11 protein-coding genes are annotated in these 11,107 nt (G+C 62.9%); 5 read left to right on the forward strand and 6 right to left on the reverse strand.

What is annotated here, in order from left to right; all coding sequences use genetic code 11:
- Positions 1–140 precede the first annotated feature (140 nt).
- Complete coding sequence (metH, locus tag ABT23_RS07665) at positions 141–3,833, forward strand: methionine synthase (RefSeq protein ID WP_296633388.1); 3,693 nt, start codon at positions 141–143, stop codon at positions 3,831–3,833.
- Here the strand turns inward: metH and ABT23_RS07670 are convergent.
- The 4 genes from ABT23_RS07670 to ABT23_RS07685 all read right to left on the reverse strand — a co-directional run bounded on the left by ABT23_RS07670 (position 3,830) and on the right by ABT23_RS07685 (position 6,873).
- Positions 3,830–4,207 carry a multidrug ABC transporter permease gene (locus tag ABT23_RS07670; RefSeq protein WP_296633390.1) on the reverse strand — a complete coding sequence of 126 codons (378 nt, stop codon included), beginning with the start codon at positions 4,205–4,207 and terminating at the stop codon, positions 3,830–3,832. The two genes, metH and ABT23_RS07670, sit on opposite strands and share 4 nt — an antisense overlap.
- Positions 4,208–4,210: 3 nt before the next feature.
- A complete protein-coding gene (locus ABT23_RS07675) occupies positions 4,211–4,699 on the reverse strand; it encodes an NUDIX hydrolase (protein WP_296633436.1) in 489 nt (162 codons plus the stop codon).
- Positions 4,700–5,105: 406 nt separating this feature from the next.
- Entirely contained in the window at positions 5,106–5,870 is a 765-nt protein-coding gene (locus tag ABT23_RS07680; RefSeq protein WP_296633391.1) for a LytTR family DNA-binding domain-containing protein, read from the reverse strand.
- Positions 5,827–6,873: a sensor histidine kinase gene (locus ABT23_RS07685; RefSeq protein ID WP_296633393.1), complete on the reverse strand. Its 1,047-nt coding sequence runs from the start codon at positions 6,871–6,873 to the stop codon at positions 5,827–5,829. The genes ABT23_RS07680 and ABT23_RS07685 overlap by 44 nt, the downstream gene beginning before the upstream one ends.
- A gap of 15 nt (positions 6,874–6,888) precedes the next feature.
- On the opposite strand from ABT23_RS07685, the gene argH reads away from it, so the two are divergent.
- The gene (gene argH, locus ABT23_RS07690) at positions 6,889–8,289 is read left to right on the forward strand and encodes an argininosuccinate lyase (protein ID WP_296633394.1); all 1,401 of its coding nucleotides are present in this window, start codon (positions 6,889–6,891) and stop codon (positions 8,287–8,289) included.
- On the opposite strand, the gene ABT23_RS07695 is transcribed toward argH, so the two are convergent.
- Both ABT23_RS07695 and cyaY read right to left on the reverse strand, forming a co-directional pair.
- Positions 8,286–8,873: a MarR family winged helix-turn-helix transcriptional regulator gene (locus tag ABT23_RS07695; RefSeq protein WP_296633396.1), complete on the reverse strand. Its 588-nt coding sequence runs from the start codon at positions 8,871–8,873 to the stop codon at positions 8,286–8,288. The genes argH and ABT23_RS07695 overlap by 4 nt on opposite strands.
- 6 nt (positions 8,874–8,879) lie before the next feature.
- On the reverse strand, positions 8,880–9,230 hold the full coding sequence (cyaY, locus tag ABT23_RS07700; RefSeq protein WP_051082138.1) for an iron donor protein CyaY: 351 nt from the start codon (positions 9,228–9,230) through the stop codon (positions 8,880–8,882).
- Here cyaY and ABT23_RS14795 point away from each other — a divergent pair.
- From ABT23_RS14795 to ABT23_RS07710, 3 genes are all read left to right on the forward strand, one after another.
- Complete coding sequence (locus ABT23_RS14795; protein WP_363153563.1) at positions 9,229–9,354, forward strand: lipoprotein; 126 nt, start codon at positions 9,229–9,231, stop codon at positions 9,352–9,354. The genes cyaY and ABT23_RS14795 overlap by 2 nt on opposite strands.
- On the forward strand, positions 9,351–10,595 hold the full coding sequence (lysA, locus tag ABT23_RS07705; protein ID WP_296633397.1) for a diaminopimelate decarboxylase: 1,245 nt from the start codon (positions 9,351–9,353) through the stop codon (positions 10,593–10,595). Before ABT23_RS14795 ends, lysA begins: the two co-directional genes overlap by 4 nt.
- Before the next feature lie 301 nt (positions 10,596–10,896).
- The coding region (locus ABT23_RS07710; RefSeq protein WP_296633398.1) for a hypothetical protein at positions 10,897–11,107 on the forward strand (211 nt) is incomplete at its 3' end.

The following is an 11,107-nucleotide window of genomic DNA, read 5'->3' on the forward strand; positions in this document are numbered from 1 at the left end:
CGCTTGCCAGGCCTGTCCGCTCGGGACGCCGCATTCCGCCATGTGGCAAACCCGATAGCTATGTCGACATGTCAACAGTCGCCGACAGGGCTCCGCCCCGGCAGTGATACCATTCAAGTTTGTCCGCATCCGCCTGCATCATGTCCAACCGCACCGCCCTGCTCCACTCGCTGCTCGCCCAACGTATCCTGGTTCTCGATGGTGCGATGGGGACGATGATCCAGTCCTACAAGCTCAGCGAAGCCGACTATCGTGGCACACGCTTCGCCGATTTTGCGCACGATCTCAAAGGCAACAACGATCTGCTCTCGCTGACGCAACCGCATATCATCCGGGAAATCCACAACAAGTACCTGGCAGCGGGCGCGGACATCCTGGAAACCAACAGCTTCAATGCCACCGCGATTTCCATGGCGGATTACCACATGGAACATCTGGTGCCGGAGCTCAATTTCACCGCGGCCCAACTGGCACGCGAAGCCGCCGACGCGGCAACCGCGCAGAATCCGGACAAACCACGCTTCGTCGCCGGCGTGCTGGGCCCCACCTCGCGCACGGCGACCATTTCGCCGGACGTAAACGACCCCGGTTTTCGCAATGTCACTTTCGACCAATTGCGCACAGCCTACCTCGAGGCGATCGACGGTCTGGTCAAGGGCGGCGTCGACATCCTGATCGTCGAGACGGTATTCGACACGCTGAACGCCAAGGCTGCGCTGTTCGCCATCGAGGCGTACTTCGAGGCCCACCAATTGCGGCTGCCGGTCATGATCTCCGGCACCATCACCGACGCCTCCGGGCGCACGCTCTCCGGCCAGACTGGCGAAGCCTTCTGGAATTCGGTGCGCCACGCGCGGCCGCTTTCAATCGGCTTCAACTGCGCGCTTGGACCCGACCTGCTGCGCCAGTATGTCGAGGAACTATCCAACAAGGCTGACGTGTTCATCTCGTCCCACCCCAACGCCGGTCTACCCAACGCCTTCGGCGAATACGACATGGACGGCGCACAAATGGCCGTACACATTGGCGAATGGGCGCGCGCCGGGCTGCTCAACATCGTCGGCGGCTGCTGCGGTACCACGCCCGCCCATATTGCTGCAATCGCCAAGGCGGTCGAAGGCGTGGCACCGCGCATCCCGCCCGTCGTGGAACCGGCCATGCGTTTGTCGGGGCTGGAACCGTTCAACGTCAGCAAGGACAGCCTCTTCGTCAACGTCGGCGAGCGCACCAACGTCACCGGCTCCAAGGCCTTCGCCCGCATGATCCTCGAGGGCCGCTACGACGACGCGCTGTCGGTCGCGCGCCAGCAGGTCGAGAACGGCGCCCAGGTGATCGACATCAACATGGACGAGGGCATGCTCGACGCCGAAGCGGCGATGGTGCGCTTCCTGCACCTGATCGCCTCGGAGCCCGACATCGCGCGGGTGCCGATCATGATCGACTCGTCGAAATGGAGCGTGATCGAGGCCGGCCTCAAGTGCATCCAGGGCAAGGGCATTGTTAATTCCATTTCCATGAAGGAAGGCGAAGCCGAGTTCATCGAGCGCGCGAAGCTGTGCCGGCGCTACGGCGCAGCGGTGATCGTGATGGCCTTCGACGAGACCGGCCAGGCCGACACCTACGCGCGCAAGACCGAGATCTGCGCGCGCGCCTACAAGCTCTTGACCGAAACCGTCGGCTTCCCGCCCGAGGACATCATCTTCGACCCCAACATCTTCGCGGTCGCCACCGGCATCGAGGAGCACGCCAACTACGCTGTTGATTTTATTGAAGCCACCCGCTGGATCCGCCAGAACCTGCCGCACGCGCACGTCTCCGGCGGCGTGTCGAACGTGAGCTTCTCGTTCCGTGGCAACGACGCCGTGCGCGAGGCGATCCACACCGCTTTTCTGTATCACGCGATCCAGGCCGGCATGGACATGGGCATCGTCAACGCCGGCCAGCTCGGCGTCTATGCCAACCTTGACCCCGAGCTCAAGGCTCGCGTCGAAGATGTGCTGTTGAACCGTCGGCCCGATTCAACCGAACGGCTGGTGGCCTTTGCCGAAAACGTGAAGGGCGGTGCCAAGGAAAAAATCGTCGATCTGGCCTGGCGCAACCTGCCGGTCAACGAGCGCTTGAGCCACGCACTGGTGCAGGGCATCACCGAATTCATCGTCGAAGACACCGAAGCCGCGCGGCTGGAAGCCGAACGTCCGCTGCACGTGATCGAAGGTCCCCTGATGGCCGGCATGAACGTCGTCGGCGACCTGTTCGGCGCCGGCAAGATGTTCCTGCCGCAGGTCGTGAAATCCGCTCGCGTGATGAAACAGGCGGTCGCCCACCTGATCCCGTTCATTGAGGCCGACAAGCGGGCCGGCGACGCGCAGAGCGCGGGCAAGATCGTCATGGCGACGGTGAAGGGCGACGTCCACGACATCGGCAAGAACATCGTCGGCGTCGTGCTCGGCTGCAACGGCTACGACATCGTCGACCTCGGCGTCATGGTACCGACACAGAAGATTCTCGATGCCGCCCGCGAGCACAAAGCCGACATCATCGGCCTGTCGGGTCTGATCACGCCCTCACTGGAGGAAATGGCGCACGTCGCCAAGGAAATGCAGCGCCAGGGTTTCACCATTCCACTGTTGATCGGCGGCGCGACCACCTCGATGGCACATACCGCGGTGAAGATCGAGCCGAATTACGAACACCCGGTGGTGTACGTGAAGGATGCCTCACGCGCGGTCGGCGTCTGCACCCAACTGCTGTCGAACGACCTGCGCGGCGCCTTTGCTGCCGACATCAAGGCCGACTATGCCAAGACGCGCGAACGGCACCTCAAGCACAAGTCCGATACCGTGCGGCTTCCTCTGGCCGAGGCACGCGCCAACAAATTCAAGATCAACTGGACCCGCTACACACCACCGGTGCCGAAGCAACCCGGCATCCATGTACTGAAGGCCTACGACCTGGCGAAGCTGGCTGAGGCCATCGACTGGACGCCGTTTTTCGCTTCGTGGGAACTGCACGGCAAATTCCCGAAAATCCTCGACGACGAGGTGGTCGGCACCGAGGCGACCAAGCTCTACCACGACGCCCAGGCCATGCTGCAGAAAATGATCGCGGAAAACTGGGTCGAAGCGCGCGCCGTGTTCGGCCTGTTTCCGGCCAACAGTGTCAACGACGACGACATCGCAATCTATGTGGATGAATCGCGCAAGAAAATGCTCATGGTCTGGCACAACCTGCGTCAGCAGATGAAAAAACCGGAAGGCCGCGCCAACCTGTGCCTCGCCGACTTCATCGCGCCGCGCGAATCCGGCATCAAGGATTACCTCGGCGCATTCGTCGTCACCGCCGGCATCGGCGAGGACGAACGCGCAAAGGCTTTCGAAGCCGCCCACGACGACTACTCTGCCATCCTCTTCAAATCGCTGTGCGACCGTCTTGCCGAAGCGTTCGCCGAGCATCTGCATCTGCGCGTGCGCAAGGAATATTGGGGCTATGCGAGCGAGGAAGCGCTTGCCAATGACGATCTGATCGCGGAGAAGTACCAGGGCATCCGGCCCGCGCCCGGCTATCCCGCCTGTCCAGAGCACAGTGAAAAGGCCCCGCTGTTCAAGGCGCTCGACGCCGCGGCGCAAATCGGGGTGAAGCTGACCGAGAATTTCGCCATGTGGCCGGGCGCCGCAGTATCGGGATTCTATCTGTCGCATCCCGACAGCCAGTACTTCGCCGTGGCCAAGATCGAACGCGACCAGGTCGAGGACTACGCCCGCCGCAAGGGCTGGACGCTGGTGGAAGCGGAGCGTTGGCTGGCGCCGAACCTGGCCTACCAGCCGGAAAACTAGCGGCGCTTCAGCCAGGTGATCCAGCCGGCGGCCGCTCCCAGCACCGCGCCGCCCGGACCAGTGATGAAGATGCCGAGCATCGGCCCCTGATTCGCCTCGGGCGCGAAGATCATGGGGCCGAAAAATCCCAGCACGAACCCGAGACCGCCGAGCGCCAGCGCCCCCGTGCCGACGAACACCGGCAGGCTGGTTGCAGCGACGTCCTCGAGTTGCCGCCACACCCGACGCGCGCCCCAGATCGCAAACCCCAGTGCCACGATGGGCTGCAGCCAGTGCAGGGACTCGGGCAGCACCATCAGCGACAAGAAGAACATCAGCAGCCACGCCCCGAAAAACGCGGCGACCGACAGGGCCAGGCGGGCAGAATGCGCCATGCGTTACCAGCCTTGCTCCAACATCTTCTCCAACCAGAACAGCCCGATCACGGTCTTGGTTTCGCAGATCGTTCCACTGCGTAGCCAATCCATCGCCTCGCCGAACGGGACTCGCAGGATTTCCAGGAATTCGTCGGGATCGCGGCCATGGTTGCCGGGTGTCAGTCCGCGCGCCAGATAGAACGCCAAGCGCTCGTCGGAATAGCCGATGCAGGGATAGATGGTGGTGACCTCGCGCCATTCGGCAGCGGTGTAGCCGGTTTCCTCTTCCAGTTCGCGCTTTGCGCAGGTCAGATCGTCCTCGCCGGGATCGATTTTTCCGGCTGGCAACTCGATGAAATCGCGCCGCAGCGGATAGCGATGCTGGCGTTCCAGCAGCAGGTCGCCATTCTCGAACACCGGGATGATGACAACGGCGCCGGGGTGGATGATGTATTCGCGAGTCGATTCGCCGCCGTTGGGCAGGCGCACGCGATCGCACTTGACGTGCATCAGCCGCCCCTTGAAAACGGTTTCGCTGGCCAGTTCGATTTCGGTGAGCCCGGTTGTCGACGCGCGATCCGAAGGGGTCTCCCCCTCGCGGGGCCAACCAAGGCCTACCCCTTGCGGGTTCTGATCCGTGATGTCTTTCTTCATGGCCGCATGATAGCTGGCACAGGCAAAAAAATGCCGGGTTCTTGCGAACCCGGCAGAATTGAGGAGACACGTTCCTCATTGCGGAGAACTTCTGCTCACTGCGAAACAGCAAGCCCAGTCATCCTACGAAGGAGAACGAAATCCGGCTATACAACTTTAGTTGTAGGCGCAGCCTAAGGGCATGATAGAAAAGGAATTTATTTTAAGCCTCACCCCAAAAAGCAGGGACATCCCACCACTACCGTATGAGCATGCCCGCCCCTCAGGCGGATTTGAAGGTCTCGCGCAACGTGGAATACTGTCGCCGACTGACCATCAGCCGTTCGTCCAATCCGTCCAGACGCAGGAAGTGGCCATCGTCTTCGCCAGGCAACTTGCCGATTTCCCGAATGCGCGCTCGCGCAACCAGGCAGTTGCGGTGGATGCGCAGGAACGTGTCGCCCCATTCGCTTTCCAGCCGGGTGAGCGATTCTTCGATCAGAAATTCACGGGCGGCCGTGCGCACGGTGACGTACTTGAGCTCCGCCTTGAGGTAGAGGATATCCGCGACGGGGATCAGCACGATACGGCCCTTTTCATTGACCGAAAGATGCGTCCGCGCCTTGGGGTGCACGGCTCGCAATCGTTCCAGCACGCTATCGCTCAGGCTATGTGCTCGTGACAGGGCGCGGAGGAGGCGGTCGGCACGCACCGGCTTCAGCAGGTAGTCGACCGCATTGAGATCGAACGCCTGGCAGGCATAGGCTTCGTAGGCCGTACTGAAAATGACGGCCGGTGGTTTGTCCAGTGTATTGAGGTGGGCCGCGCATTCCAGGCCATCCATGCCGGGCATGCGGATGTCGAGCAATACTGCGTCGACCGGGTACTGCTGGATCTGGTTCAGCGCATCCAGCCCGTTATCGGCCTCGCCGACGATATCGACCGGCAACTGATCGGCACAATCCGCCAGCACGTCACGCAGACGGCGGCGCGCCGGCGCCTCGTCATCGACGATGAGGACGCGCAGGGGCAGGTTGGGTGCGTTCACGGGTATAGGGAATCACGATGTGCACCTGATAAACGGCACCCAGCGGTTCTAACTTGAGCTGGGCGTCGAGGTCGAAATGCAGCAGCAGACGTTCACGGATGTTCGCCAGGGCGATGCGGTTGCCTTTGTGATGGCTCGCATCGGTGGCGATCGGATTGCGCACGACGATGTGGACCTTGTCGGCGCTGCGGTAGAGATTGAGGCTGATTTCGCCCCCGTCCGGTAGCGGCTCGATACCGTGGTAGACCGCGTTTTCCACCAGCGGCTGGATCACCAGGGGGGGGATCAGCGCGTCGGCCGGCATTTTATTGATATGCCAGGCGACCTGCAGGCGATCGCCCAGGCGCAACTGCTCGAGTTCCAGATAGGCACGGGTGAGCGCGACTTCGTCTTCCAGCGGCGCCAGCTGGCTGGCGTTTCCCATCAACGCCCGAAACAGGTCGGCCATGTTTTCCAGCGCGCGTTCAGCACGGCGTGGGTCGCTGCGCACCAGCGACAGTACGGCATTCAGGCTGTTGAACAGGAAATGCGGGCGGATACGGGCCTGCAAGGCCTGCAGGCGCGCCTCGGTGATCGCGGGCGACAGCGCGCGGGCGCGCAAATTGAAATAGGCCAGCAGGCCTGCACCAAGTAACAGAGAAAATAGCGCCACGCCGATGGGGGGATACGCCTCCCCGCCGGCGAGCACCGGACTCAACCACAGCGTGACCAGCATCGGCACCGCGACGCCCAATGCCAGCGTGAATGCCACCCCCAACCGGTAAGGCTGGCTGCGCAACCAGCGTCCCGCCGCACACAGTGCCAGCAGGGTCAACAACAAGGCTGGTTGCGCAAGCGCCGACAGTCCGATGAATTCGGCCCAGAATGCCTGAGCGTCCGCCACCCGCGCCACCACACCCGCCACCAGCGCCGCCTCCGCCGTCAGTGCGATGCGCAGGTTCACCCCCAGGTGACAGAAGTTCGGCAATTCGACCTGCCGGTTGTTATGATTCCTTCTTTTCATTCCCCGTTTTGTCCCATGAGCACGTCATCGACACCGCCGGACGGCGCGCCCGCCGCCTGGTCCGGCCGCTTTTCCGAGCCGGTTTCCGAAATCGTCAAACGCTATACCGCGTCGATTCCCTTCGATTATCGGCTGGCCGAGTTCGATATTCAGGGTTCGCTGGCGCACGCCGCCATGTTGCACCACGTCGGCGTCCTGTCCAAGGACGATCTCGAAGCGATTCGGCGCGGCATGGCCGAGCTGCTGGCCGAGATCCGCGCCGGCCAGTTCAGCTGGTCGCTCGACAAGGAGGACGTCCACCTCAACATCGAGGCCGCACTGACCGCAAAAATTGGCGACGCCGGCAAGCGCCTGCACACCGGACGCAGCCGCAACGACCAGGTGGCGACCGACATCCGCCTCTACTTGCGTGACGCGATCGACCGCATCCTGGGTGGGCTCCGCGCCTGCCAGACCTCGCTGGTCGACCTCGCCGAGCAACACGCCGACACCGTGATGCCGGGTTTCACCCACCTGCAGGTGGCGCAGCCGGTGACCTTCGGCCACCATCTGCTGGCCTACTTCGAGATGCTGGCGCGCGACGCCGAGCGAATGGCCGACTGCCGCCGCCGCGTGAACCGGCTGCCGCTGGGCGCAGCCGCCCTGGCCGGCACCAGCTACCCGATCGACCGCCCGTTCGTCGCCGACCAGCTCGGCTTCGAAGCGGTATGCGAGAACTCGCTCGACGCCGTGTCCGACCGCGACTTCGCCATCGAGTTTTCCGCCGCCGCGGCGCTGGTCATGACTCACCTGTCGCGCCTGTCGGAAGAACTGATCCTGTGGATGAGCCCGCGCTTCGGCTTCATCGACCTGGCCGACCGCTTCTGCACCGGCTCCAGCATCATGCCGCAGAAGAAGAATCCCGACGTGCCCGAACTGGTGCGCGGCAAGACCGGGCGGGTCAATGGCCACCTGGTCGCCCTGCTGACCCTGATGAAGGGCCAGCCGCTGGCCTACAACAAGGACAACCAGGAAGACAAGGAACCGCTGTTCGACACCGTCGACACCCTGACCGACACCCTGGCCATCTATGCCGACATGCTGCGCGGGGTGACTGTCAAGCCGGAGGCGATGCGGGCGGCGGTGATGCAGGGCTTCGCCACCGCCACCGACCTGGCCGACTATCTGGTGAAAAAGGGCGTACCCTTCCGCGATGCCCATGAAGTCGTGGCGCGCGCGGTGCGGGCAGCGGAAGCATCCGGTCGCGACCTGGCCGACCTGCCGCTCGCCGAACTGCAGGCCTTCAGCCCGGTAATCACGGGCGACGTTTACGCCGTGCTGACGCTGGAAGGTTCGCTCGCCGCCCGCAACCACCTGGGCGGCACCGCGCCGGCGCAGGTGCGCGCGGCGATCGCGCGTGCGCGCCAGCGGCTTTAGGCCGTCTCCAGCGCCACCGGCGGTGCGTGCTCGCGGCAGATCCGCCGCACTTCGGGGCTGCTGAGCTTTTCCTGCATCAACCCACAAAAATAGCTGCGCGGCCCCAGCCGCTGGTTGTAGCGGCAGGTGGCGCACACGCCGAAGCTGCGTTTTCCGCTTTGCGCCTGCACCTGCGCCAGCACCTGCCGCAGCACCACCATCGCCGACGTCACCCGCGCCGGACTCGCCGTCTGCACGATGTCGCGCCAGGCGCCGCCGGCGCTCAGGGTTTTCAACAGGTTGGTACCGCCTTCGGTCAGGATCAGCCGTACCACGCGGCCGTCGCGCGGGTCGGCATAGCGCGAGATCAGGCGTCGGCGCGCCAGTACCAGCACCGTCTGCGACACCGTGCCCTTGGTCAGCCCGAGATATTCGGTGAGCGCCTGCGGCGTGTTGCTGAAGCGATTGGCCTGGTTCAGGTAGAACAGCACCTGCAGGTGCACCGGCTGCAGGCCCTGCGCCGCGCCCGCCTGCCTGAGGTCGGCCCGGGTCAGCAGCGACAGCCGCTCGACCAGGTCGAACAGGGTGAGCGCCTGGCTTTTCAAATGCGTCTAGAAGCGGACCATGACGCCGCCCTGCGCGGCGATCAGCGCAGCCAGCTTGTCGTAGAGCGGTTCGCCGCTCTTGGTGTCGAACCAGCCGGCATCCTGCGGTTTGAAATGGAAGCCGCCCGAGCGAGCGGCCACCCAGATTTCACGCGCCACGCCGTGGCGATTGATGATGATCTTGCTGCCGTCGTCGAACTCGACCTCGATGATGCCGTCGGCCGGTGTCTCGAAATCCAGGTCAGCGTCTTCCAGTACCTGTTCGATACGGGCCAGGGTTGCACCGGCAGCCTTCGTGAAGTCGGCCTCGTTTGATTCGCTTTGCATCATGATGTCCCGTGCTAACATTTCGCGCATGAAACTGCGCACCTTATATATAGTGTCCCTGCTGCTATGCGGGCTCGGTCTGACGGCCTGCGGCTCCAAGGGTGACCTGTATCTTCCCGAAAATCCTGCCGCACCGCAACGGACTCCCAATTGAACACCCTGCATCGCATCGACGGCCGCCTCCATCTTGAGGGCGTGGCACTGGACACGCTTGCCGAACGCTTCGGCACCCCCCTCTATGTCTACTCCCGGCAGGCGCTCGAGATGGCCTACCTAGACTACGCCCAGGCATTTGCGGATACGCCGCATCTGATCTGTTATGCGGTCAAGGCCAATTCCAGCTTGGCCATCCTCAACCTGTTCGTCCGACTCGGCGCCGGCTTCGACATCGTCTCCGGCGGCGAACTGGCTCGCGTGCTGGCTGCCGGCGGCGACCCGAGCAAGGTCGTATTCTCCGGTGTCGGCAAGACTGCCGACGAGATGCGCGCCGCCCTCAGTGCCGGCATCCTCTGTTTCAATGTCGAATCGGTCAGCGAACTGCACCGGCTCGACCGCGTGGCTGGCACACTGGGCAAGGTCGCGCCGATCTCGTTCCGCGTCAACCCGGATGTCGACCCCAAGACGCACCCCTATATCTCTACCGGCCTCAAGGAGAACAAGTTCGGCGTGCCGATCGCCGACGCGCCCGCGCTGTACCGCCTCGCCGCGAGCCTGCCCAACCTGAAGGTCACGGGGGTCGACTGCCACATCGGCTCCCAGTTGACCGATCTGTCGCCGCTCGCCGATGCAGCCGACCGCGTGTTCGCGCTGGTCGATGCGCTGGCAGCCGAAGGCATCGTCTTGCACCACATCGATCTCGGCGGCGGCGTCGGCATCCGGTACCGCGACGAAACGCCGCCCGATCTCGCCGCCTACGGCCGCGAGCTGGCTGGGCGCTTTGCCGGGCGCCGCGAAAAACTGCTACTGGAGCCGGGACGTTCGCTGGTCGGCAACGCGGGTCTCCTGCTCACCCGTGTCGAATATCTGAAGCCAGGCGAAGACCGGAATTTCGCCATCGTCGATGCCGCAATGAACGACCTGATGCGGCCAGCGCTCTACGAGGCGTATCACGACATCGTCGCCGTCGACCAACGGACAACGCCAGTCCGGCGCTACGACATCGTCGGCCCGATCTGCGAAACCGGCGACTTTCTTGGCTTTGCGCGCGATCTGGCGATCGAGGAAGGGGATCTTCTGGCCCTGCTTTCGGCGGGCGCCTATGGCATGAGCATGGCATCGAACTACAATTCGCGCCCACGCGCCGCAGAAGTGTTGATCGACAAGAATGAAATCCATCTCATCAGGGAACGCGAGACGCAGGACAGCATGATTTCCGGAGAACGGCTTGTAGACTGACTTTCATAGAATTATGTGGATCTGAAATTTCTCCGGATATTGGTATCGGTTCGATACATTTTGCTTGACCGCGACATCTTTTATCGAATTATTCCCACCATCCCTTGACTATTCATTGAACACAGAAGAAAAGTAACTAGAATGAGGCTCACCAAGCGGAGCCTCGGTATCGCCCGTTTCTAGCGGGTTTCGGGCAAATCAGTTGCCTGTCGGTACCACGCTTTGGAAGTGCAAATTCTGACTGCACGTGGCATCAAGCTGTAGTGATAAGTGAATGTGTTCAACTTCTAAGGAGTGTTAGATGGCAACAGCAAAGAAACCCGCTGCCAAACCGGCAGCAAAAAAACCGGCAGCCAAGCCCGCAGCCAAGAAAGCCGCCGCCAAGCCGGCAGCAAAAAAGGCAGCACCGGCTAAAAAGGTCGTCGCAAAAAAACCGGCAGCCAAGCCCGTAGCCAAGAAAGCCGCCGCCAAGCCGGCAGCCAAAAAGGCAGCACCGGCTAAAAAGGTCGCCG

It is taken from the genome of Thiobacillus sp. SCN 63-57, assembly GCF_001725555.1.
Taxonomy (GTDB): domain Bacteria; phylum Pseudomonadota; class Gammaproteobacteria; order Burkholderiales; family Thiobacillaceae; genus Thiobacillus.

Bases quoted from the DNA above. Each gene is read 5' to 3' on its own strand.
- ABT23_RS07675 (WP_296633436.1), bottom strand. From the start codon at position 4,699: ATGCACGTCAAGTGCGATCGCGTGCGCCTGCCCAACGGCGGCGAATCG.
- ABT23_RS07670 (WP_296633390.1), bottom strand. From the start codon at position 4,207: ATGGCGCATTCTGCCCGCCTGGCCCTGTCGGTCGCCGCGTTTTTCGGG.
- cyaY (WP_051082138.1), bottom strand. From the start codon at position 9,230: ATGCGCGAAATGTTAGCACGGGACATCATGATGCAAAGCGAATCAAAC.
- metH (WP_296633388.1), top strand. From the start codon at position 141: ATGTCCAACCGCACCGCCCTGCTCCACTCGCTGCTCGCCCAACGTATC.
- ABT23_RS07685 (WP_296633393.1), bottom strand. From the start codon at position 6,873: ATGAAAAGAAGGAATCATAACAACCGGCAGGTCGAATTGCCGAACTTC.
- argH (WP_296633394.1), top strand. From the start codon at position 6,889: ATGAGCACGTCATCGACACCGCCGGACGGCGCGCCCGCCGCCTGGTCC.
- ABT23_RS14795 (WP_363153563.1), top strand. From the start codon at position 9,229: ATGAAACTGCGCACCTTATATATAGTGTCCCTGCTGCTATGCGGGCTC.